This is a genomic window from Lentzea terrae, from assembly GCF_003265345.1.
Classification (GTDB): Bacteria; Actinomycetota; Actinomycetes; order Mycobacteriales; family Pseudonocardiaceae; genus Lentzea; species Lentzea terrae.
The window spans coordinates 62,223-83,105 of sequence record NZ_QFWW01000033.1 but is presented as its reverse complement, the minus strand read 5'-3'; the positions used below and the strand labels follow the sequence as shown (position 1 = coordinate 83,105).

Annotated in this window: 21 protein-coding genes and 3 pseudogenes; 13 read left to right on the top strand and 11 right to left on the bottom strand. The window is 69.6% G+C overall.

Features of this window, described 5'->3' with window-relative positions:
- Positions 1 to 31: 31 nt before the first annotated feature.
- Complete coding sequence (locus DI276_RS41450; protein WP_112274238.1) at positions 32 to 2,512, bottom strand: ABC transporter permease; 2,481 nt, start codon at positions 2,510 to 2,512, stop codon at positions 32 to 34.
- A gap of 3 nt (positions 2,513 to 2,515) precedes the next feature.
- Positions 2,516 to 3,247, bottom strand: coding sequence for an ABC transporter ATP-binding protein (locus DI276_RS41445; protein WP_112274236.1), 732 nt, complete (start codon positions 3,245 to 3,247; stop codon positions 2,516 to 2,518).
- Positions 3,248 to 3,412: 165 nt separating this feature from the next.
- On the opposite strand from DI276_RS41445, the pseudogene DI276_RS41440 reads away from it, so the two are divergent.
- From DI276_RS41440 to DI276_RS41430, 3 genes and pseudogenes are all read left to right on the top strand, one after another.
- Positions 3,413 to 4,756, top strand: a pseudogene (locus tag DI276_RS41440) (serine hydrolase domain-containing protein); the annotation flags it as partial.
- A complete protein-coding gene (locus DI276_RS41435) occupies positions 4,757 to 5,863 on the top strand; it encodes a M20 family metallopeptidase (RefSeq protein WP_112274232.1) in 1,107 nt (368 codons plus the stop codon).
- 27 nt (positions 5,864 to 5,890) lie between these two features.
- Positions 5,891 to 7,408: an MDR family MFS transporter gene (locus tag DI276_RS41430; protein WP_112274230.1), complete on the top strand. Its 1,518-nt coding sequence runs from the start codon at positions 5,891 to 5,893 to the stop codon at positions 7,406 to 7,408.
- On the opposite strand, the gene DI276_RS41425 is transcribed toward DI276_RS41430, so the two are convergent.
- The gene (locus DI276_RS41425; protein WP_112274363.1) at positions 7,391 to 8,527 is read right to left on the bottom strand and encodes a winged helix DNA-binding domain-containing protein; all 1,137 of its coding nucleotides are present in this window, start codon (positions 8,525 to 8,527) and stop codon (positions 7,391 to 7,393) included. The two genes, DI276_RS41430 and DI276_RS41425, sit on opposite strands and share 18 nt — an antisense overlap.
- Before the next feature lie 202 nt (positions 8,528 to 8,729).
- On the opposite strand from DI276_RS41425, the gene DI276_RS41420 reads away from it, so the two are divergent.
- Both DI276_RS41420 and DI276_RS41415 read left to right on the top strand, forming a co-directional pair.
- Positions 8,730 to 10,844: a glycoside hydrolase family 27 protein gene (locus tag DI276_RS41420; protein WP_112274228.1), complete on the top strand. Its 2,115-nt coding sequence runs from the start codon at positions 8,730 to 8,732 to the stop codon at positions 10,842 to 10,844.
- Between the two features lie 14 nt (positions 10,845 to 10,858).
- On the top strand, positions 10,859 to 13,162 hold the full coding sequence (locus DI276_RS41415) for a glycosyl hydrolase family 95 catalytic domain-containing protein (protein ID WP_112274226.1): 2,304 nt from the start codon (positions 10,859 to 10,861) through the stop codon (positions 13,160 to 13,162).
- Here DI276_RS41415 and DI276_RS41410 read toward each other — a convergent pair.
- A pseudogene (locus DI276_RS41410) lies at positions 13,146 to 13,466 on the bottom strand (LacI family DNA-binding transcriptional regulator); the annotation flags it as partial. The gene DI276_RS41415 and the pseudogene DI276_RS41410 sit on opposite strands and share 17 nt — an antisense overlap.
- 38 nt (positions 13,467 to 13,504) lie before the next feature.
- Here DI276_RS41410 and DI276_RS41405 point away from each other — a divergent pair.
- The 3 genes from DI276_RS41405 to DI276_RS53180 are packed head-to-tail and all read left to right on the top strand — an operon-like array spanning position 13,505 to position 14,349.
- Positions 13,505 to 13,978: an RICIN domain-containing protein gene (locus DI276_RS41405; protein WP_112274222.1), complete on the top strand. Its 474-nt coding sequence runs from the start codon at positions 13,505 to 13,507 to the stop codon at positions 13,976 to 13,978.
- Positions 13,965 to 14,180, top strand: a complete 216-nt coding sequence (locus tag DI276_RS41400) for an acyl carrier protein (RefSeq protein ID WP_112274220.1) — start codon at positions 13,965 to 13,967, stop codon at positions 14,178 to 14,180. The genes DI276_RS41405 and DI276_RS41400 overlap by 14 nt, the downstream gene beginning before the upstream one ends.
- A gap of 34 nt (positions 14,181 to 14,214) precedes the next feature.
- Complete coding sequence (locus DI276_RS53180; protein ID WP_269814357.1) at positions 14,215 to 14,349, top strand: hypothetical protein; 135 nt, start codon at positions 14,215 to 14,217, stop codon at positions 14,347 to 14,349.
- A gap of 89 nt (positions 14,350 to 14,438) precedes the next feature.
- Here DI276_RS53180 and DI276_RS41395 read toward each other — a convergent pair.
- A pseudogene (locus DI276_RS41395) lies at positions 14,439 to 14,869 on the bottom strand (DUF2231 domain-containing protein).
- Here DI276_RS41395 and DI276_RS52795 point away from each other — a divergent pair.
- Both DI276_RS52795 and DI276_RS51625 read left to right on the top strand, forming a co-directional pair.
- Entirely contained in the window at positions 14,787 to 15,314 is a 528-nt protein-coding gene (locus DI276_RS52795) for a hypothetical protein (RefSeq protein WP_232837280.1), read from the top strand. The pseudogene DI276_RS41395 and the gene DI276_RS52795 sit on opposite strands and share 83 nt — an antisense overlap.
- Positions 15,311 to 15,469 carry a hypothetical protein gene (locus tag DI276_RS51625; RefSeq protein WP_198681236.1) on the top strand — a complete coding sequence of 53 codons (159 nt, stop codon included), beginning with the start codon at positions 15,311 to 15,313 and terminating at the stop codon, positions 15,467 to 15,469. The genes DI276_RS52795 and DI276_RS51625 overlap by 4 nt, the downstream gene beginning before the upstream one ends.
- Before the next feature lie 683 nt (positions 15,470 to 16,152).
- Here DI276_RS51625 and DI276_RS41385 read toward each other — a convergent pair.
- From DI276_RS41385 to DI276_RS41375, 3 genes are all read right to left on the bottom strand, one after another.
- Complete coding sequence (locus DI276_RS41385) at positions 16,153 to 16,422, bottom strand: hypothetical protein (protein ID WP_112274216.1); 270 nt, start codon at positions 16,420 to 16,422, stop codon at positions 16,153 to 16,155.
- Positions 16,423 to 16,504: 82 nt separating this feature from the next.
- On the bottom strand, positions 16,505 to 17,095 hold the full coding sequence (locus DI276_RS41380; RefSeq protein ID WP_112274213.1) for a DUF3618 domain-containing protein: 591 nt from the start codon (positions 17,093 to 17,095) through the stop codon (positions 16,505 to 16,507).
- Positions 17,071 to 17,346 carry a phage holin family protein gene (locus DI276_RS41375; RefSeq protein WP_112274211.1) on the bottom strand — a complete coding sequence of 92 codons (276 nt, stop codon included), beginning with the start codon at positions 17,344 to 17,346 and terminating at the stop codon, positions 17,071 to 17,073. Before DI276_RS41375 ends, DI276_RS41380 begins: the two co-directional genes overlap by 25 nt.
- Positions 17,347 to 17,375: 29 nt before the next feature.
- On the opposite strand from DI276_RS41375, the gene DI276_RS41370 reads away from it, so the two are divergent.
- On the top strand, positions 17,376 to 17,687 hold the full coding sequence (locus DI276_RS41370; RefSeq protein WP_112274209.1) for a transposase: 312 nt from the start codon (positions 17,376 to 17,378) through the stop codon (positions 17,685 to 17,687).
- Positions 17,684 to 18,601 (top strand): IS3 family transposase, encoded by a 918-nt coding sequence (locus tag DI276_RS41365; protein WP_112274207.1) that lies wholly within the window; start codon positions 17,684 to 17,686, stop codon positions 18,599 to 18,601. The genes DI276_RS41370 and DI276_RS41365 overlap by 4 nt, the downstream gene beginning before the upstream one ends.
- 27 nt (positions 18,602 to 18,628) lie before the next feature.
- Here DI276_RS41365 and DI276_RS41360 read toward each other — a convergent pair whose 3' ends face one another.
- The 3 genes from DI276_RS41360 to DI276_RS41350 form a co-directional block, all read right to left on the bottom strand.
- Positions 18,629 to 18,781: a phage holin family protein gene (locus tag DI276_RS41360; protein WP_232837279.1), complete on the bottom strand. Its 153-nt coding sequence runs from the start codon at positions 18,779 to 18,781 to the stop codon at positions 18,629 to 18,631.
- Positions 18,782 to 18,797: 16 nt separating this feature from the next.
- The gene (locus DI276_RS41355; protein ID WP_112274205.1) at positions 18,798 to 19,397 is read right to left on the bottom strand and encodes a hypothetical protein; all 600 of its coding nucleotides are present in this window, start codon (positions 19,395 to 19,397) and stop codon (positions 18,798 to 18,800) included.
- A gap of 111 nt (positions 19,398 to 19,508) precedes the next feature.
- A complete protein-coding gene (locus DI276_RS41350; RefSeq protein ID WP_112274203.1) occupies positions 19,509 to 19,868 on the bottom strand; it encodes an STAS domain-containing protein in 360 nt (119 codons plus the stop codon).
- 262 nt (positions 19,869 to 20,130) lie between these two features.
- Here DI276_RS41350 and DI276_RS41345 point away from each other — a divergent pair, with 262 nt between their 5' ends.
- Positions 20,131 to 20,880: an alpha/beta hydrolase gene (locus DI276_RS41345; RefSeq protein ID WP_112274201.1), complete on the top strand. Its 750-nt coding sequence runs from the start codon at positions 20,131 to 20,133 to the stop codon at positions 20,878 to 20,880.
- Positions 20,881 to 20,883: the final 3 nt, after the last annotated feature.

Sequence of the window (20,883 nt, the reverse complement as noted above, 5' to 3'; positions counted from 1 at the left end):
GCCACCCCTTCCGCAAGGGGTGGCCTCTTCGTCATTCGCGGGTGCCTATCGCGTCGATGGGCTTGGCGCGCAACGACAACCTCGTCGACACGGCGATCGACACGATGCCGAGCAATGCCGCTCCCGCGACGACGGCTCCGTAGACCCAGACCGGACCGGCCGGCCACGGGACTCCGGTGGAGCCGATCGCGAGGAGGGTGAGCGGCAGTGCGGCTACCGCCGAGCCGAGCACGGCGGCCAGACCGACGGTCAGCAGTGCCTCGGTCCGCATCATCCGGACGACCTGGCGGCGTCCGGTCCCGACCAGGCGCAGCAGGGCGAACTCGCGCCGCCTCGCCGCCGTCGACATCACCAGCGTGTTGGACACCGAGATGGCGACGTAGCCGAGGATCACGCCCACTGCCACCAGGTTGAGCAGGAACTGGGTGCGTTCGTCGCCCCGGTCCTGCGCGGCCGCGTTCTCGGTCACCACGAGGCCGGGATAGCGGCTGGTCAGGTCCTTTGCAGTGCCCTTCACGAGCACCGCGCTGTCCATGCCGGAGGTGGTGTGGGCGCGGGCGTCCTGCGCGTTCAGCACGTGGTCGCCGAACGCCAGTTCGTGCTGGTAGATCGCGACGACTTGGAGGCGGGCCGGTTGGCCGTCCGCGTACCAGAGCTCGACGGTGTCGCCGACCTTCTTGTTCGACCAGAAGGCGTGCGTCTTGCCCAACGCCACGGTGCCCGGCTTGAGGTCCTCGAGGCTGCCTGCTGTGACCGCGAGGTCGACCGTGTCGCCGGCGTCCGGGTCGAGTCCGTTGGCGGGGCCGCGGTTCACTTCTACGGTGTCGCCCGACTTCCTGGCGGTGATCACCTGCGTGCGCACCAACGACGTCGCCGTCACGCCTTGGCCTCTTGCGGCTGCGGCGATCTCCGGCGGCACACCCGTCACGCCGCTGATCACCTGGTCGGCCGTGATCGCCCTGGTGGTCTCCTGCTGCACGGCCGCGGTGAAGGTCGTCTGGCTGTAGAAGTTCACCACGGCGAACCCGACGGCCAGCATCAACGGCGTGACGGCGGCGGCCAGCCGGCGCGAGTTCCTGCTGACGTTCGCCGCCGCCAGGTAGCCGCTCGTGTTGAACCTGCTCAGCGCCGGCGCGATGAGCCGGACCGCCTTGCTGATCACCCGTGGTCCGACCAGCGTCAACCCGATGATCAGCACCAGCGTCGCCATGACCGACATCGCCGCGCCGAGCTGACCGGGGATGAACAACGGCAGCGTCGTCGCCACCGTGCCGATCACGATGAGAACCCGTCCGATGGCCAGGCGGACCCTCCCGACGTCGGTGCGTTGGACCGCGGCCTCCCCCAGCGCTTCGACGGGCTTGATGGAGGACGGTCGGCGCGCCGCGCTCCACGCCGCCACCCTGGCCGCCAGCAGCCCGATCAGCAGGGCCGCGACCAGCGGGATCGGGCTGATCGAGAGGTCGAAGTCGTGCGGAACCACGCCGATGTTCGCGAACGCCGTGCGCAGGCCGTGGCTGACCGCGATGCCCAGCAGGCTGCCTGCCGCTCCGGCCACCGCTCCCACGACCAGCGTTTCGATGCCGATCATCTTGCGGATCTGCCGCGGCGTGGCGCCGACCGCGCGCAGGAGGGCGAACTCGCGGCGCCGTTGCTCGACGGTCAGCGCCAGGGTGCTGGCCACGACGAAGATCGCCACGAGGACCGCGTAGCCGCCGAACGAGCCCGCGATGATCGCGAGGATCGCCTTGGTCTGGCTGACGTCGTCGAACTCCGCGGCGCTGCGGTCGGCGCCGGTCGAGACCGTGACGTGGTCGTCAGCGAGGACGTCCTCGATGCGGTCGGCTACGTCGTTCGTGGTCAGCACGCCGATCGCGTCGACCTGGTCCGGTCGGCCGTTGAGCTCGGTGGCCTTGGCGGAGCTGAAGAAGAGAGCCGCCTGCCGGTCTCCGGCGTTCTCCGCGACGCCGGTGACGCGGTACGCGACGGGCACCGACCGGGTCATGACCCGCACCTCGCCGCCCACCCCCACCCCGGACCGAGCCGCCAGCCCAGAGTCGAGCACCACCTCATCGTTGCCGGCGGGAGCTCGCCCTTCCTTCAGCGTGAAGGGCGCCAGCACGGCCGACTCCCAGTTGTGGCCAAGCGTTGGCTTGTCCGCCACGGGTTGTCCGTCCGGCCCCACCACCACAGCCGGGAACGTCAGCTCCGGCACCGCGGCCTTCACCCCGGGCACCGCAGCGACCTTGGCCACCAGCGCGGCGGAAATGGCCGGCTGCTCGGCGGCGTGCTCGAACGCCAGCACGTCACCACCTGGCGGGCGCACCGTCCGATCGCCGGTGACGACCACGTCAGTGGCCGCATAGCGCTGGGTAGGCACGCCGCCGCGAAATCCGGACTCCATGAGAATCCCGCAGGCCGCCACGAGTGCCGTGCCGAAGAGGATGGCGACGAAAGCGCCGAGGAACCCGCTGGTGCGGGCCTTGACCGTCTGCCACGCAAGAGTCAGCACAGCTCACCACTCCCCGAGGTGCGTCATGCGCTCGGCGACCTTCTCCGGCGTAGGCCCGTACAGCTCCCCGGCCAACCGCCCATCTGCCAGGAACAGCACGCTGTGCGCAGCAGACGCAGCAACCGGGTCGTGCGTCACCATCAGCACTGTCTGCCCCATCTCGTCCACAATGGACCGCAACAACGCCAGCACCTGCGCGGCCGTCCGCGAGTCCAAGGCCCCGGTCGGCTCGTCGGCCAGCACCACCTCGGGCCGCGCGACGAGCGCGCGTGCGATGGCCACCCGTTGCTGCTGCCCACCGGACAACTCGGCCGGGAGATGGCCGAGCCGATCGGCCAGCCCGACTCGCCCGACGATCTCCCGCAGCCACCCGTCGTCGGCACGGCGGCCGGCCAGGCGGAGCGGCAACGTGATGTTCTGCTGCACGGTCAGCGACGGGAGGAGGTTGTAGGCCTGGAAGACGAACCCGATCCGGTCACGGCGCACCTCCGTCAGCCGCGCCTCCTTCAGGGCGCCGAGATCGGTGTCGCCGAGCAGCACGCGACCGGACGTCGGGCGGTCCATGCCCGACGCGCAGTGCAGAAAGGTGCTCTTGCCCGAGCCGGACGGTCCCATCACCGCGGTGAAGGTGCCTCGCCGGATGCCGACGGTGACCTCGTGCAACGCCGTGACGGCACCGCCACCCGAGCCGTACACCTTCCGCACCGCTTGCAGTGACAGCGCGTCTGCGCTCATGACCTTCTCCTTGGTCGGCAACAACTTCCGGCCAAGAACGTATGGAAGAAGACCCGTTGGCAACGATCACGCAGGCTGCCCGGAACGAGGTAGAGCCTGCTCCACCTCCGAAAGCACGGCAAGATCGAGGGAGAAGGGCCAACCTGGGGAGGACGTTTCATGAAGCACTGGCAGAGCAGGCTCTCCGCGCTCGCCGAGAAGCACGACGTGCCGGGCGCGGCGCTCGGCATCCTCTACCGAGGCGAGATCGTCCAGGCGCACCACGGCGTGCTGAACAAGGCGACCGGCGTGGAGGTCACCGACGACTCGGTGTTCCAGCTCGGCTCGATCAGCAAGGTGTGGACGACGACCCTCGTCATGCAACTGGTCGACGAGGGGCTGCTCGACCTCGACGCGCCGATCGCCGACGTGCTGCCGGAGCTGAAGCTCGCGGACCCGGTGGCCGAGCAGAAGGTGACCATGCGGCACCTGTTGACGCACACCAGCGGCATCGACGGCGACATCTTCACCGACACCGGCCGCGGCGACGAGTGCCTGGAGCGCTACGTCGAGCTGCTCGCGGAGGCCAGGCAGAACCACCCGCTGGGGGCCACGTTCTCCTACTGCAACTCCGGTTTCTCGCTGGCGGGCCGGGTGATCGAGAAGCTCACCGGCCAGAACTGGGACGCCGCGCTGCGGGAGCGGCTCTGCGCGCCACTCGGGCTGACGCACACCGGCACGTTGCCGGAGGAGGCGCTGATGTTCCGGGCCGCCGTCGGGCACATCACCGAGGACGACAGGACGGAACCGGCTCCGGTGTGGGCGCTGGCCCGGTCGATGGGGCCGGCGGGGACGATCTTCGCCACGACCGCCGACGTGCTGGCCTTCGCGCGGATGCACCTCGACGGCGGTCTCGCGCAGGACGGCACCCGTGTGCTGTCCGCGGCGTCCGCGACAGCCATGACCGAGAAGCAGACCGGCCTACCCGACCCGAACGCGGCGGCCGACTCGTGGGGCCTCGGCTGGATCCGGTTCGGCTGGGACGGGCAGCGGCTGATCGGCCACGACGGCAACACCATCGGGCAGTCCGCGTTCCTGCGGGTGCTGCCCGAGCAGGGACTCGCAGTCACGTTGCTGACCAACGGTGGTCGCGCGCGTGAGCTGGGCCTGGAGCTGTACCGGGAGATCTTCGCCGAGCTCGCGGGCGTCGCCATGCCACCACCACTGGAACCGGCCGCCCAGCCTCCCGTCGTGGACCACGCGCGGTACGTCGGCCGGTACGAGCGTGGCTCCGTGATCTTCGACATCACCGAGGGCGAACGCGGGCTGCGGGTGAAGACGACGGGCACGGGACCGTTGGCCGGAATCCTCCCGGATCCGCCGGAGGTCGATCTCGTACCGCTCGGCGACTCGCGGTTCGTGTGCCGCGACTCGGAGGAGAAGAGCTGGCAGTCCGTCGTGTTCTACGCCCTGCCCACCGGTGAGCAATACGTGCACACGGCTCTCCGCGCAACGCCGAAGGTGGCCTGAATGAACCTGCTCAACGACATCGAGCGGCTCGTGACCTGCGAGTCGCCGTCCACCGACCTGGCCGCGGTCGCCCGCAGTGCGGACGTCACCGCCGAAGTGGGCACCGCGTTGCTGCGCGAGCAGCCGGAACGCATCGTGCTCGACGGCCGCACGCATCTGCGGTGGCGCCTGGGTTCGGGACCGCGCAAGGTTCTGCTGCTCGGCCACCACGACACGGTGTGGCCGATCGGCACGCTCGACCGGATCCCGTTCGAGGTGCGCGACGGCGTGCTGCGCGGGCCCGGCTGCTTCGACATGAAGACCGGGCTGGCCATGATCTTCCACGCCGTCGCGGCGCTCGATGCTCCGGACGGCGTCACGGTGCTGGTCACCGGTGACGAGGAGCTCGGCTCGCCGTCGTCGCGCGGGCTGATCGAGACGGAGGCACGGGAGCACCGGGCCGTGCTGGTCGCCGAGGGGTCCGCGGACGGGGGCGCGCTCAAGACCGAGCGCAAGGGCACGTCCAACTACGAGGTACGGCTGCACGGTCGCGCCGCACACGCCGGCTTGGAACCCGAACGTGGCGTGAGCGCCACGATCGAGGCGGCGCACCAGGTGCTGGCGGTGTCGCGGCTGACCGATCTTGCCGTCGGCACGACCGTCACGCCGACTGTGCTGGCCGCCGGCACCACACCGAACACCGTTGCCGCACAAGGGAAGTTCCTGGTGGACGTGCGCGTGCGGAACCTCGCCGAGCAGATGCGGATCGACGAGGCGATGCGGGCACTGCGGCCGGTCGTCGACGGGGCGAAGGTCGAGGTGGTCGGCGGGCCGAACCGCCCACCGCTCGAACGGGAGATGTCCGCGGGGTTGTTCGAGGTGGCTGCTCGGCTCGGCGCGGAGATCGGCGTCGAGCTGACGCAGGCGGCGGTCGGCGGTGCGTCTGACGGCAACTTCACGGCAGGGTTGGGAGTTCCGACGCTGGACGGGCTCGGCGCCGTCGGTGGTGGAGCGCACGCCGACAGCGAACACGTGCTGGTGTCGGAACTGGTGCCGCGCACGACGCTGCTCGCCGCATTGGTGAGGCAGTTGCTCGTTGAGCAAATTTGCACGACGTGCAATAATTAGAGAGTGGCCAATGTGAAGAGCGAGCCCATGGGACACCGCCAGGTGCTCGAGTCGCTGTCCGGACTGCTGTTGGCGCTGTTCGTGGCCATGGTCAGCTCCACGGTGGTGTCCACCGCGCTGCCCCGCATCATCGGCTCGCTGAACGGCACCCAGACGCAGTACACGTGGGTGGTCACCGCCACCCTGCTCACCGCGACGGCCACCACGCCGCTCTGGGGCCGGCTCGCCGACCTGTTCAACAAGAAGACGCTGGTCCAGGCCGCCATCGTGATCTTCGTGATCGGCTCGCTGCTCAGCGGGTTCGCCCAGGACACCGAGCAGCTGATCGCCGCCCGCGCGTTCCAGGGGCTCGGCGTCGGCGGTCTGCAGGCGCTGGTGCAGGTCGTGATCGCGGCGATCATCCCGCCGCGCGAACGCGGTCGCTACAACGGCTACCTCGGCGCGGTCATGGCCGTCGCGACGGTCGGCGGCCCGCTGCTCGGCGGGCTGATCGTGGACGTCTCGTGGCTCGGCTGGCGCTGGTGCTTCTGGGTCGCCGTGCCGATCGCCGCGCTCGCGTTCGTGGTGCTGCAGGCCACGCTGAAGCTGGAGACCGTGCGCCGGGAGAACGTCACGATCGACTACCTCGGCGCGGCCCTGATCGCCACGGGCGTGAGCGTCCTGCTGATCTGGGTGTCGTTCGTCGACAACTCGTTCGGCTGGCTGTCGTGGCAGACCGGGGCCATGGTCGCGGGCGGTCTCGTGCTGCTCGGTGCGGCGGTGGCGGTCGAGCTGAAGGTCAGCCAACCCGTGGTGCCGCTGCACATCGTCGTCCAGCGCACCCCGGCACTGGCGATCATCGCGTCGCTCGCGGTGGGCATGGCCATGTTCGGCGGCGCGGTGTTCCTCGGCCAGTACTTCCAGATCGGCCGCGGCCACACCCCGACAGAGGCGGGCCTGCTGACCATCCCGCTGATGGCGGGCGTGCTCGTCTCGTCCACGATCTCCGGCCGCCTGATCAGCCGGTCCGGCAAGATCAAGCCGTACATCGTCGCGGGCACGATCATCCTGGTGCTCGGCTTCCTCGGGCTGGGCTTCGTCGATCACGCCACGGCCCTGTGGCTGGTCGGCATCGCGATGGCGGTCGTCGGCATCGGCGTCGGCATGACCATGCAGAACCTGGTGCTGGCCGTGCAGAACAGCGTGCCGTTGAGCGAACTGGGCGCTGCCAGCGCGTCCGTCACGTTCTTCCGGTCGCTGGGCGGCACCATCGGCGTCTCCGTGCTCGGCGCCGTGCTGGCCAACCGCGTCACGGCCGACCTCTCCGCCGCGCTGCACGTGCCGCCCGGCCAGTCGACCGGCGACACCAGCGCGTTGAACCTCCAGGCACTGCCACCCCAGGTGCAGACGATCGTGCACACCGTCCACGGCGACGCCACGGCGCACATCTTCTTGATCTCCGCCGCCGTCGGTGTCATCGGCGTGATCGCGGCGCTGCTGCTCAAGCCGATCACCCTGCGCACCACGATCGACCTGGAGCAGAAGGAGTCAGCCGGCGTGCGCTGAGACCTGGACGTCGAACTTCTCGCCCTGGGGGAACGCGAAGCCCAGCAACGCGTTCCCCTCCCGCTCCAGCACGTCGAGGTCCTTTTTGGACACCCGCACGAACGGCTCGACGATCAGCGTGCAAGCCTTGCCCGCCTTGTCGACCCGCCAGATCCCCTGCAACAAGCCGCCGATCAAGAGGTTTCCGCGCAGCACTCCCCCGCGCACGGTCATCATCAGCCCGTGCTTGCGCGTCCACTCGGCGAACGACAGTCCGTCCGGGATGATCCGCTCCCGGTTGGCGTGCGAGAGGAACACGTTGTCGAACTCGGGCAGGTACCGCGGCGGCGCGGCAACGCCGGAATCCGGCACCACACCCTCCGGAACGTCGAACAGCTCCTTGCCGGCCGAGTCCAGGTACACGCGCAACTCCGGCCGCATCCGCTCGACGACCTCGCCCAGCTTGGTCAGCCCGCACCACGCCTGCACGTCGGCCACGCTCGCCGGCCCGAACGCGGCCAGGTAACGCCGGATCAGCCGCTCGATCGACGGGTTCGAGTCCACCGACCGGTCGAGCCACGTCGACGCCGAAGCGTGCACGGTCCGGCCGGCGCCACCCCACGTGCCGCGCGGCGGGATCTGCACCAGCGGCGCCAGGTTGCGCACGGCGTAGGCCAACGACTCGGGCTTGGCGTCGGGCCAACGCTCGTGCATCGCCTTGCCGAGCTCGCTCGGCGTGCGGGGCTGGACGTCCAGCAACTCCAGGCCGTGCCGCACCACCGCGTCGAGATCGAGATCGCGGACGGTCGCGGCGTGCGCCGAGTTCGTGAACAGGTCGCGGTCCAGAACCTGTTGCACCAAAGGGCGAAGCGTCATGCAGTCGTCCGGCGTGACGAGGTGGATCGTCGACCGCATCAGGGCGGTGCGGACGAGCTCACGAGACTCGATCAGGCGAGACAGTCGCAACGGGTCGTAGCGGCGCAGACGGGACCACAGCGCCATGTACGGCCCGACAGGTATCTGCGCGTGCAGGCCCACCAGGCCGGAGACCACGTCGAGCTCCTGCTCGTCGCACCGCCGCAGCAGGTGCTGGCGGGACAGCAGGGCGCGGTTGAGCTCGCGCGCGCTCAGACGCGTCATGCGGAGATCCTTCCAGATCCACCACACCTCGGATGACTGCCGCCAACTTGTACCGGAACTTCCACAAACCCTGGACATAGATCGGACCACTGCTACGTTATGCGCGGGCGCAGGGACTACTAAACTTAATTTAGTATTTATTCTTGACTCTGTCGGGCGGCCACCGCGATGCTGTGAGCCCTCGACGACGAGAGGTACGGGTATGCCCAGAACCCTGCTGGCCCTGGCCACCATCGCCCTCACGCTGCTGGCGCCCACTGCCGCCGCAGCCGCCCCGCTCGAACACGCAGGCGTCGACCAGGGCGCGCCCACCTACTACGACTCGGGCATCGCGCGCACCCCGTACATGGGGTGGAACTCCTACTTCGCGGTAGGTGCGGCGTCGGAGGAGAAGGTGCTCGGCGTCGCCGACTTCCTCGTCAGCAGCGGGCTCGCCAAGGCCGGCTACGACATCGTGTGGATCGACGGCGGGTGGAACGCGAGCCCGCCGCGTGACGGCAAGGGCGCGCTCGTGCCCGACCCGGCGCGGTTCCCGTCCGGGTTCACCAAGCTGGTGGACACGTTGCACGGCAAGGGCTTGCGAGCCGGCATCTACACCGACGCGGGCGCGTCGGACGGCAAGAACTGCGCGGCCGGCAGTGGTGGCGGCTACTACGAGGCGGACGCGAAGCAGTTCGCGGCGTGGAAGTTCGACGCCATCAAGATCGACTTCCTGTGCGGCATCGCGCAGAACATGGACCCCGCCGTCGCCTTCACGCAGTTCTCGGCCGCGGTGCAGAAGGCAGGCCGCAAGATGATCCTGAACCTCTGCAACCCGGTCACCGACGAGTGGAGCGTGCCGCACCGGTGGGACCAGACGGCGTACGTGGCGTACACGTACGGACCGCGCGTCGGCGACTCGTGGCGCACCAGCACAGACGTCGCGTTCGGCACGCCGTACGAGGGCATCTGGCGTGACGTGCTCCGGAACATGGACCGGAATCTGTACCGGCCCGGCGCCCAGGGACCCGGCCACTACAACGACCCGGACTACCTGATCCCGATGCGCAAGACCGAGCACGGCACGTACGAGCTGAACGAGGAGGAGTCGACCTCCCAGCTCGTCATGTGGTCGGTGATGGCCTCGCCGCTGATCATCGGCTCGGACCCGCGCACGCTGCCGCCGTCGATGATCGAGACGCTGAAGAACCCCGAGATCATCGCGGTCGACCAGGACCCGCTGGCCATCCAGGGCGTCCGGGTCGCGGGCGCGAACAACGTGGACGTCTACAGCAAGGTGTTGTCCGGCAAGGGCGAACGCGCGGTCGCGGTGCTCAACCGCAACGAGCAGCCCGCCGAGTTCACGGTCAACTTCGCCGACGCGGGCCTCAAGGGCACCGTCGCGGTGCGTGACCTGCGGGCGCGCGCGGACCGGGGCACGGCGACCGGCACGTACAAGGTCACGGTTCCCGCGCACGGCACCGCGTTCCTGAAGCTGCGCGCCGAGAGCGCCGTTCCCGGTACCGACGTCGGCGGCGAGACGTCCGCGAGCCCGGCGCTGGTGCGCCACGACGACCAGAACATGTCGGTCTTCGCCCGCGACAAGGCCGGACGTCTGCAGCAGCGGTCGAGGGTCGGCGGCGAGTGGCGCAACTGGGTCGTGCTCGGTGGACCGAAGAACGGCCAGATCCTCGGCCAGCCGTCGGCGTTTGCAAGCCCCAACGGCCGGATCGACCTTTTCGTCCGCGGCACCGACAACGTCGCCTACCGGAAGACGTACGCCAACAACCGTTGGAGTGCCTGGACCTCGCTCGGCGGCACGCTGACCGACTCGGTGTCGGTGGCGTTCACCGGACCGGACAGCTGGAGCCTGTTCGGCCGCGGCGCCGACGGTCGCGTGTGGACGCGCGACCAGAACACCGGCTGGACCTCCGTCGGCTCGCCCGGCAACCAGCAGATCTACGGCAGGCCTTCTGCGGCAACGGTGTCGACGGGCACGTTCGTCACGGTTCGGCTGCAGGACGACTCCGCCTGGTACCGCAAGCGCACCGCGAACGGCTGGTCCGCGTGGACCTCGCTCGGCGGCGTGATCAGCGGCAGCCCGACGGCGCTGGCCAACGGTGACCGGGTCAACGTCTTCGTGCGTGGCAGCGACTACACGTTGTGGCAGCAGGACCTCGTCGACGGTGCCGGCACCTGGTGGTTCAAGCGCGACCAGTTCGCCAGCAACGCGTTGACCGGCGCGGTCGGTGCGGCGGCGGGCAACGGCGGGTCGGCGTGGGTCGCGGTGCGCGGTCCGGACAACGCCGTGCACGTGTCGACCCTGCCCGCGAACTGACCAGGAGCACCACGATGACGACTCGTCGCGCTTTTCTCAAAGCTTCCGGCGCGCTGGGGCTGGGAGCACTCGTCCTGCCCACCTTCGCCGCCCACGCAGAACCCCTGCGCCCCACCGGGAATCCCCTGAACCCGGCGCCGACCACCCTCTGGTACCCCGCGCCCGCCGACGAAGCGATGATCATCGAGCAGGGTCTCCCGATCGGCAACGGCCGTCTCGGTGCACTCGTCGGAGGTGGCGTCGAGAAGGACTTCCTCTACCTGACCGACGTCACGCTGTGGACCGGCGAGCTCAACGACGCGCTGGAGGGCGACGGCCAGTTCCCCTACGACCCGACACGCTTCGGCACGTTCTCGTTGCTGGCCAAGCTCTATGTCGAGATGCCAGGCCACGCGGGCGCCACGAACTACCGCCGCGCACTCGACCTGAGCAACGGCATCGTCACCACCACGTACACGCACGGCGGCAAGCAGTACCGGCGCGAGATCTACGCGAGCCATCCGGACGACGTGGTGATCGTCCGGCTCGTCGGCCCGAACCAGACCGGCACCATCACGCTGAACGGCGCGCACGGCGAGCCGTCCGTCGGCGACGCACCGCACACCGCCGCGCTGTTCACCGGTTCGTTCCAGAACCGGTTGGCGTACAGCGGTGTCGTCACGGCCTGCAGTCCTGATGGGACGGTCAAGGTCGACGGCGCGAAGCTCGCGTTCGAGGGCTGCTCGGACCTGGTGATCGTGTTCTCCGGCGGCACGAACTACGTCCCGGACGCGTCTGCGGGCTTCCTCGACCCGAACGTGGAGCCGGCCGCGATCGCTTTGGGCAAGGCCGCCGTCCGGGCCAAGGGTGATGTCCTGCTGCGCACCCACGTCGCCGACTACCGCAAGCGCTACGACCGGCAGAAGGTCGACCTCGGCCGCTCGACCGACGCCCAGCGCGCGATGGACACGTGGACGCGGCTCAAGGCGCGGGCGTCGAGCGGCACGCCAGATCCTGAGCTGGAGGCGAGCTACCTGCAGTTCGGCCGCTACCTCACCATCACGGGGTCGCGCGACAACCTGCCGATCAACCTGCAGGGTCTGTGGCTGTCGAACAACAATCCCGACTGGTACAGCGACTACCACACCGACATCAACATCCAGATGAACTACTGGCTGGCGGACCGGGCCGCGCTGCCGGACTGCTTCGACGCCCTCGCGGACTACTGCGTCGCCCAGCTGCCTGCGTGGACGAACTCCACGCAGGCGTTGTTCCAGGATTCGCGCAACCGGTTCCGCAACACCAACAACCGCGTCGCCGGGTGGGCGGTCGCCTTCTCCACCAACATCTACGGCGGCAGCGGCTGGTGGTGGCACCCCGGCGGCAACGCGTGGCTGTGCATGTCGTTGTTCGAGCACTACGAGTACACGCTCGACCGCGACTACCTGGCCAAGATCTACCCGTTGCTCAAGGGCGCCTGCGAGTTCTGGGAAGCGCGTCTGGTCGAGACCCCGCAGGGCCTGGTCGACGACTACGACTGGTCACCGGAGCACGGCCCGCAGGACGCGCGCGGTCTCACCTACGCGCAGGAGCTGGTGCACAACCTGTTCCGCATGTACCGGATCGCGACCGACGTGCTGCGCCGCGACCAGTCCTACGGCCGCAAGATGTCCGACCTGCAATCCAGGCTGTACCTGCCGGAGGTCAGCCCCAAGACCGGCATGCTGCAGGAGTGGATGTCGCCGGACGACCTCGGCGAGACCACGCACCGGCACCTGTCGCCGCTCGTCGGCTTCTTCCCCGGTGACCGCGTCAATCGCGACGACTCCCCGGCCGCGCTGATCGAGGGCGTTCGGAGGCTCCTGATCACCCGCGGCATGGAGAGCTTCGGCTGGGGTCTCGCGTGGCGGGCGGCGTGCTGGGCGCGGCTGAAGGACGCGGACCGCGCGTACCAGGCGATCCTGAGCGTGCTGCGGCCGTCGGTGAACTTCGCCAACGGCTCGGCACCGAACTTCTTCGACATGTACAGCTTCGGCGACCGGTCCATCTTCCAGATCGACGCCAACCTCGGTGCGCCGGCGGCGATGCTGGAGATGCTGCTGTACGCGCGGCCCGGTGTGATCGAGCTGCTGCCGGCCCTGCCGTCGGCCTGGAAGACCGGCTCTGTCACGGGAATCGGTGCACGGGGCGGGTTCACCGTCGACCTGGCGTGGCGGGACGGAAAGGTCACCAGCGCGACCGTGCGCAGCGTCGGCGGCACCGACACCGAGGTGCGGTTCGGCGGGTGGTCGAAGCGGATCAAGCTGCGGAAGGGTCAGTCGGTCACGCTGCGCCCGTAGAACCGCGAACCACCAGGGAGGTCGCGAGCTCGAGGTGCAACGCCTCGGGCTCGTGACCGTCCAGCACCCGCATCAACTGCGTGACGGCGATCCTGCCCATCTCCTGCAACGGCTGCTGCACCGTCGTCAGCGGCGGATCGGTCGCCTCGGCGAGGTCGATGTCGTCGAACCCGGCCACGGACAGGTCTTCCGGCACACGCAGACCCCGGGCCCGCGCCGCCTGCAACGTGCCCACCGCCACCTTGTCGTTGAAGCAGACGATCGCGGTCGGGCGCGGATCGAGGTCCAGCAGCTCTTCGGCCGCTCGTTTCCCTTGCGCGGTACAACCTGCCTGGCGGGGCGATGGCGACGTTCACCTGGCCGGGCACGCTCGACTCCGGCCCGATCACCGGGTTGGGCGGCAAGTGCCTCGACGTCACGAACGGCTCGACGGTCAACGGCAACCAGCCGCAGCTGTGGACCTGCTTCTCCGGCAGCGCGAACCAGACGTGGACGCTCGCGGCCGACGGCACCGTGCGCGGGCTCGGCAAGTGCCTGGACGTGACCGGCAACGGCACCGCGGACGGCACACCGGTCCAGTTGTGGGACTGCTTCGGCGGCGGCAACCAGCGTTGGACCGCGGCCGGCGGGACGCTGGTGAACGCCGGCAGCGGCAGATGCCTGGACGTGATCGGCAACAGCGCGGCTGACGGCGCGAAACTGCAGATCTGGTCCTGCACGGGTGGGGCCAACCAGCGCTGGACCGTTCCGGCGCAGGTTCTCGTGGGTACCTCCCGACTACCGACAACCACGGGAGGTAGCCATGGCGACCGGTGAGACCGGCTTCGACGACGTCACCTACGACCTGATCTCCGTGCAGTACCACTCGCTCAAGGCCGGGCACGACTACGGCCAGTACGTCCGGGACGCGGACAACGCGGGCCGCCAGGACATCGCCGACTTCTTCCGGCAGGTCATGGACGAGGACTCGGCCCGCGCCAAGCAATGCCACGAGTTCCTCAAAGAGCTGACGAAGTGAGCTTGAGATCGTGCCGCACGGGTATCCGCGCGGCATGACCGATCCACGCAACCCCGAGGCGCCGCACTCGCCCGGCACGCCCAGCCTCGACGACCTCGAAACGCCGGAACCGCAGATCCCGCCCGAGGACAGCGACACCGAAGACGAGGCCGGCGAGCCACCGGACTGACCGTGTGGCCGGCCGAACGCGAGGACCAACCCGGTGATCACCGCCAGCGCGGTTGCCATGCCCCGCGCTGGCGGACTGGTCGGTGCGGCTCACCTCGAGGCGGCCAGCGAGCTGGGCGCGTCGGGGTTCGCGTTCTCGTCGACGCTGATGCCGAGCCGTTCCACGAGCTCCCCGCCGAGCCAGCCGCCGAGGCCGCCCGCGAGCACCCCGAGCCAGGCCGCCACGAGCGCGGGCCAGCCGGGCGTCCAGTCCGTCTCGGCCAGTCGCATCGCCCAGCTCACCGCGAACAGCACCAGCACCGCGGCGTTCACCAGCCCGTGCAACAACCCGACCCGGCGGGCGCGCGAGCCCTGCGGCGTGACGAGCCACCAGTCGAGCCAGCCGGTGGCGGCGGTGACCACGCCCATGAGGACCCCGCCGCGATCAGGTGCGCCGCCGTGAAGGCGAAGCTGGCGCGCTCCGTGACCAGGTGCAGCACGTCGAAGCCGACCGCGGTGGTCAACAACCCCAACGGGAACACGATGAGGATGGGATGCACGGCGTGGCCCGCCGCACGGACACGACTGCGCATGAGGGATCTCCTCTCCAAGGACAAGAACAGCTTGCGCACCAGGCGTACCCAGCGGCGCAGCGGATACCCCCGTGTCATGGACACCGACCGACTGCGGCGTTACGTGCTGAACCGCCTCGACGAGGACGAACAACGCCTGGCCGAGGAAAAGCTGCCGCTGCTCGACGAGGCGGAGCGCCGCGGCAGGCTGCGCATCATCCGCTCGGACGACGGCAGCGGCCTGCTCCTGCTGCCCGGCCCGATCCAGGCCCCGACCGAACGCGTACCCGTGCCGTTCCCGGAGAAGTTCGCCCTGCTGCGCACCGAGGTCGAGCAGACCAGCGACGAGGCGTTGCTGCGCCTGCTGGCCGCCGCCTACGACACCCACCACGACTGGCAGGAGGAGTGGCGATGACGACGCCGGAGCCCGACCGCGTGACCGCCGAGAGCGAGCTGGAGGACGCCGACCTGGGCAGCGAGCACACCCGCCCGACGTTCGCCGACGAGAACCCCGGAGGTCCGCACCGCGGGCCCGACGAGTCGGAGCCGGAGGACGAGGGCGGGATGTGAGTCAGGCAGGGGCTCTGGCCGGCACGAACCCTGCGGCCCCAAACGCGTCCGGGCCCGGAGGAGGGCGGCACGTGAGTCAGGCGCGAGCCGTAGCCTGGCCCGAAACCGGCAGCTCCAACGAAACCGAGGCCGAAGACGAGGGCGGCGCGTGAGTCAGGCAAGGGCCGCGGACGACACGAGCCTGGCAGCCCCAACGAGACCTGGGCCGAAGGGCGAGGGCGGCACGCAACCCAGACACGAGCCACGGCCAGCCCGAACCCCTGCAGCCCCAACGAGACCGAGGCCGAAGACGAGGGCGGCACGCAACCCAGACACGAGCCACGGCCAGCCCGAACCCCTGCAGCCCCAACGAGTCGGGGCCGGAGAACAAGGGTGGGATGGGTGTCAGGCAAGGGCCGCGGCCGGCACGAACCCCTGCAGCCCCAACGAGTCGGGGCCGGAGAACAAGGGTGGGATGGGTGTCAGGCAAGGGCCGCGGCCGGCACGAACCCTGCGGCCCCAACGAGTCGGAGACCCGGAAGACGAGGGAGGCACGTAAGTCAGTCGTGGGCCGCGGCCGGCACGAACCCGGCAGCCCTACGGGCCCGAGCCCGAAGACCGCAGCGGCACCTGAGCCAGGCACGAGCCGCAGCCGGCGCGAACCCGGCAGAGTCCGAGGCCCGAAGACGACAGCGGCAAGTGAGTCAGGCGCGGGCCGCGGCTCGTCGGCCCGGCAAGAACCCGCGCGCCGCAGTCAGCAGTGTGCGCGCCTCCATCAGCTCGCCGTACTCGAGGTGCTCGTCAGCCGCCGCCACGTGCGCCAAAGCCTGCCGTGGCGCGTCCGGCGCGTCGGTCACGGCCTTGGCCAGGCACTTGCGCGCCTGTTCGGCCTGCAGAGCGAGATCTGCTCCCGCGGTGGCGCGGATGAGCACGAGGGCGTCGCAGATGGCTCGGTCGAGTGCGTTGTGGTTCACGTGTTCGCCGCCTTGAGGACAGTCGGTGAGGACGAGCGCCGACTGCTTGACGCCTGTCCCGACTACCCGTGTCCCAGACAGCTCAAACGTCACGACCCGGTGACCCGCCGACGTCCTGCGCCGCCTGCTTCGTCTCCGAAACCGTGGTCTGCGCGGCGTCCGAGGCGGTTTGCCTGACCTCACCCGCGGCGTCGCTCACGGAAGACTTCACGTCCTCCTTGAGGTGCTGCGCCGACTCGGTCAGCGCTTCCTTGGCCGGTTCGACGACGTCGCCGAAGCTGTCGGAGAGCTGCTGCACCGCTTGTTCCTCGGCGTCGGTGCGGGGCAGCACCGCCGCCAGCAGCAGGCCGCCGCCGAACGCGATCAGGCCGGCCGCGAGGGGGCTGCCCTGCGTCTGCCGGGCTACGCGTTGTGGCATCTCCTGGACGGCCTGCGCGGCCTCCTCCGCCCGTTCGGCTACGGCGTGCCCGGCCTCCTGGCCTTGGTGCCGCACGGACGAAGTGGTGCCCATGACTCGCTCCTTCATCGTTTCCAGGCCCCGCCGCACGCCGCGGACGCGCCGCTGGGCGATGCTGCGGGGGCTGGCGTGGTCGACCAGCCGGTTGGCGTCGGCCCGCAGTTCTGCGCGGGTCGCTTCGATGTCACGCCTTATTTGGTCGGGTGTTTCGCCCATTCCGCGTCCTCCTTCAACGTTTCGACGGTGCGTTCGGGCTTCGGGTTGACGGTGCGCAACTTGGCACGGCCGGTGGAGTACAAGACCGCGCCCGCGATGCCCCACAGCGCGGCGACGATCAGCGCGGCCCAGCCCAGCGGCATGACCGCGCCGAGTGCGAACACCAGCGCGAGGCTGAGCAGCACGGTGGTCAGGTAGCCGGCGAACCCGGCGGCTGAGGTTCCCCCGGTAGCTCGGAGACTTTCAAGCATGGTCCGATAGGGCCTGAAGGGAGTCGTCCGTGGCAGCACCGAAGAAGTACCCCGACGAGCTGAGGGCTCGAGCGGTCCGGCTGTATCGGGAGTCTGATCCGAAGCCGGCGATCCGGCGGCTGGCCGAGCAGCTCGGGGTTCATCACGAAGCGCTGCGCAACTGGATCCGGCAGGACGAGGCCGACCGCGGTGAGCGGGACGACAGGCCGACCACTGGTGAGTCGGAGGAGCTGCGCCGGCTGCGGCGGGAGAACGCGGAACTTAAGCGTGCCAACGAGATCCTCAAGGCCGCGAGCGCTTTTTTCGCGTCGGAACTCGACCCGACCCGGCGACGGTCGTGAAGCTCGTCTCGCAGCTTCGTGGCCGCTTCGGGGTCGAGCCCATCCTCCGGGTCCTCGGAATCGCCTCCTCCACCTACTACGGCTGGGCCCGGCGTCAGGCAGACCCGTCGCCGCGGCAGCGTGAGGATGAGGAGCTGGTCGCGGAGATCGTGGATATCCACACCACCTCCGGCGGCACCTACGGCAGCCCGCGGGTGCACGCCATCCTGCGCCGCCGCGGGATCCGGGTGTCGCGCAAGCGGGTCGAGCGGCTGATGCGCGGCCATGAGCTGCAGGGCGCGTTCCTGCGCAAGAAGTGGCGAACACCCTCCACCCGGCGCGACCCACGAGCCGCACCGGCGCCGGACCTGGTCAACCGGGACTTCACCGCCCCGGCCCCGGACCGGCTGTGGGTCGCCGACGCCACCCGCATCCCCACCGGTGAGGGCGTGTTCTGGCTGGCCGCGGTTCGGGACGCGTTCTCCAACCGGATCGTGGGCTGGAAGACCAGCGACCGCTGCGACACCAGCCTCGTGCTCGGCGCGCTGGAGTACGGGATCTGGTCGCGGGATGTCCGTGACGGGCAGCTGATCCACCACAGCGACAGGGGCTCGACCTACACCTCGATCCGCTTCGCGCAACGCTTGGCGGACAACGGAATCCTGCCGTCGATGGGCTCGGTCGGCGACTCCTACGACAACGCGCTGATGGAGAACTTCTTCTCCACGCTGAAGATCGAGCTGGTGTACCGCAACTCGTGGCGCACCCGTGACGAGGCGGAGAACGCGATCTTCAGCTACATCGACGGCTGGTACAACACCCAGCGCATCCAGAAAGAGCTCGGCTGGCTCAGCCCCGACGAGTACGAGGCCGCCTGGCACACCGACCAACTCGAGCCATCTATCATCCCTGCGTCCCCAACCGGAGCCAGGTAATCAACCCTCCGAGTTATCGGGGGAAGCTCAGGCCGCGAGCATGCCGGTCGCCTTGCCCGCCTTGGCGGCCTCCTGCCGGATCTCCGCCTTGGCGAGCTCGAGCTCCTGCCGCATCAACTTGGACAGGTCACCGGTGAGCTCACTGACGAGGTCGCCGAGCGACTCCCCGGAAGTGTCCACTCGCGACGGTGGCACCTCAGGGCTCGACATGCGGCACCCCCGAGGCCGGCGGCAGTGGTGTGCCGTATGCCGGCGTCGGCGCCTGCGTGTACGACGGCGCCTGCGTGTACTGGGGCGCGCCGGACTCCGGTGCCACATCGGAGCGTTCGGCTGCCACCGGCACAACGCCACCCTGCGGCCGTTGCTGCCGGCTCTGGCCACCACTGGTCGCGCTCTTCGCCACGCGGCCCACCAGGAATCCGGCCACGGCAGCGCCCAGCAGGAACGTGCCCGGCTTGCGCCGCGCGTAGTCCCGCGCCGAGTCCAGCAGACCCTGCGCGCCCCGTTCGTCGAGGAACCGGGCCGCCTGCCGGCTCGTGTCGGCGGCGCTGCGGATCGCCCCGGCCGTCATCGAGCTGGACGGCGCCGCGCCGGCCATCTCACCCAGCTCGTCCGCGATCCGGCCGAGCTGCTTCGACACCCGCACCGCCTGGTCTTCCGCTTCCGCCGCAACGCGTTCCCGCACATCGCGGACGACGTTCCTGGCCTGGTCGGCGGTCTCCTGGGTCACGTGCGCGGCTTGCTCCCGGACGGTGGAACCCACCTGCCCGGCCGCACCCATCTGGTTTTCGGTCACGGCTGACTCCTCAGCTCGTAGTCGTGTCCTGGACTACGAGCTACCCTGCGGAACAAGCCGCAAACGGGGCCATTTCGCCGCAACCGCACCAGATTCGTCGAACTGCGTGCCTCAGCTGAGCGCCCGCAGCGCGGTGGGCACGTCCCAGTAGAGCGGGAGAATCCCGTGGACCCCGCTCAAAGTCAGGACTCGGCGCGCGTAGCCGCCGGCTGCCACGACCGCGAGCGCGGAACCGAGCGAGCGGGCGTCCGCGTGGTTGCGCATCACCAGATGGACGCCGGCCGATCCCATGAACCCGACCTGGGTCAGGTCGAGCACGAGCACACGCGGTTTGGTCGCGAGCTGAGTGGTGACCTCCTGCTGGATGACCTGCTCGGTGCTCATGTCGATCTCGCCGCGCACGTAGGTCACCGGTACCCGGACATCGACGTAGATGGTCTGCACCGCAATGGGCAGCGTTGACTTGTTCATCTTTGGACTTCCCTGGCGCGTGCCACGGGCACAGCAGTGCCCTGGTCACGTAGCCGGGCGACGTCTGTCTGACATCCAGTGCGAAAGCAGCCAACCAGCAGAAAATCTGATCGCAATCGAGCGTTGTACCACGCTCCTGCCACGTTCCGACCAGCATACCCCGTCACCGACCGGCCGAAACCCGCGCGGCAAACGTGACGGTCCTCCTGTTTGGCTGCGGCCACCTGGGCAACTCCCGGACGAACCGATCGGAGACACCACGATGAACCTGCGCGCCCTGGCACGCGAACACGTCGCCGTCGCGGCCTTCACGATTCCGCACCTCCTGCGCCACCAGGTCTGGCGCGACGCCGACCCGCACGAGGGTGCGGGGCTCGGTGTCGTGCTGGTACCCGGCTTCGGGGCAGGCGACTTCAGCCTCACGTTCGCCACGACCTGGTTGCGCGACCGGGGTTATGTGCCGACCGGCGCCGGCGTCGGGTTCAACGTGGGCTGCACCTCCGAACTGGTGGACCGCGTCGAGCAACGCCTGAAGGAACACGCCGAGGCCACCGGCGGACCGGTCGTGCTGCTCGGCCAGAGCCGCGGTGGCGGACTCGCCCGCCTCGCCGCCGCGCGCCGCCCCGACCTGGTGCGCGGTCTGATGATGCTGGGCAGCCCGGTGCTCGACCCGATGGGCGCGCACCAGCACGTGCTGCTCGCCGCCAAAGCACTCACCCGGCTCGCCTCCATCGGTGTTCCCGGGCTGATGGACGACGACTGCTTCGCCGGACCGTGCTTCGACGAGAACACCAAGGCCATCACCGCGCCACTGGACGTGCCGGCGGTGTCGATCTATTCCAAGTCCGACGGGATCGTGCCGTGGCAGCTGTGCCTCGACCCGTCCGCGGAGTGCGTCGAGGTGCACAGCACGCACACCGGCATGGGTCTGGACCCGGACGTGTACCTGGCTCTGCGGCCGCGCCTGGCCGAGTGGGCGGCCCAGCGCTACGACCTGCGCTCAGCGGGATGAACG

Excerpts from the sequence above, each read along its gene's own strand:
- DI276_RS41420 (WP_112274228.1), top strand. The coding sequence starts at position 8,730 with ATGCCCAGAACCCTGCTGGCCCTGGCCACCATCGCCCTCACGCTGCTG.
- DI276_RS41415 (WP_112274226.1), top strand. The coding sequence starts at position 10,859 with ATGACGACTCGTCGCGCTTTTCTCAAAGCTTCCGGCGCGCTGGGGCTG.
- DI276_RS41350 (WP_112274203.1), bottom strand. The coding sequence starts at position 19,868 with ATGAACAAGTCAACGCTGCCCATTGCGGTGCAGACCATCTACGTCGAT.
- DI276_RS41345 (WP_112274201.1), top strand. The coding sequence starts at position 20,131 with ATGAACCTGCGCGCCCTGGCACGCGAACACGTCGCCGTCGCGGCCTTC.
- DI276_RS41400 (WP_112274220.1), top strand. The coding sequence starts at position 13,965 with ATGGCGACCGGTGAGACCGGCTTCGACGACGTCACCTACGACCTGATC.
- DI276_RS53180 (WP_269814357.1), top strand. The coding sequence starts at position 14,215 with ATGACCGATCCACGCAACCCCGAGGCGCCGCACTCGCCCGGCACGCCC.
- DI276_RS41430 (WP_112274230.1), top strand. The coding sequence starts at position 5,891 with ATGGGACACCGCCAGGTGCTCGAGTCGCTGTCCGGACTGCTGTTGGCG.
- DI276_RS51625 (WP_198681236.1), top strand. The coding sequence starts at position 15,311 with ATGACGACGCCGGAGCCCGACCGCGTGACCGCCGAGAGCGAGCTGGAG.
- DI276_RS41380 (WP_112274213.1), bottom strand. The coding sequence starts at position 17,095 with ATGGGCGAAACACCCGACCAAATAAGGCGTGACATCGAAGCGACCCGC.
- DI276_RS41375 (WP_112274211.1), bottom strand. The coding sequence starts at position 17,346 with ATGCTTGAAAGTCTCCGAGCTACCGGGGGAACCTCAGCCGCCGGGTTC.
- DI276_RS41405 (WP_112274222.1), top strand. The coding sequence starts at position 13,505 with ATGGCGACGTTCACCTGGCCGGGCACGCTCGACTCCGGCCCGATCACC.
- DI276_RS41445 (WP_112274236.1), bottom strand. The coding sequence starts at position 3,247 with ATGAGCGCAGACGCGCTGTCACTGCAAGCGGTGCGGAAGGTGTACGGC.
- DI276_RS41425 (WP_112274363.1), bottom strand. The coding sequence starts at position 8,527 with ATGACGCGTCTGAGCGCGCGCGAGCTCAACCGCGCCCTGCTGTCCCGC.
- DI276_RS41435 (WP_112274232.1), top strand. The coding sequence starts at position 4,757 with ATGAACCTGCTCAACGACATCGAGCGGCTCGTGACCTGCGAGTCGCCG.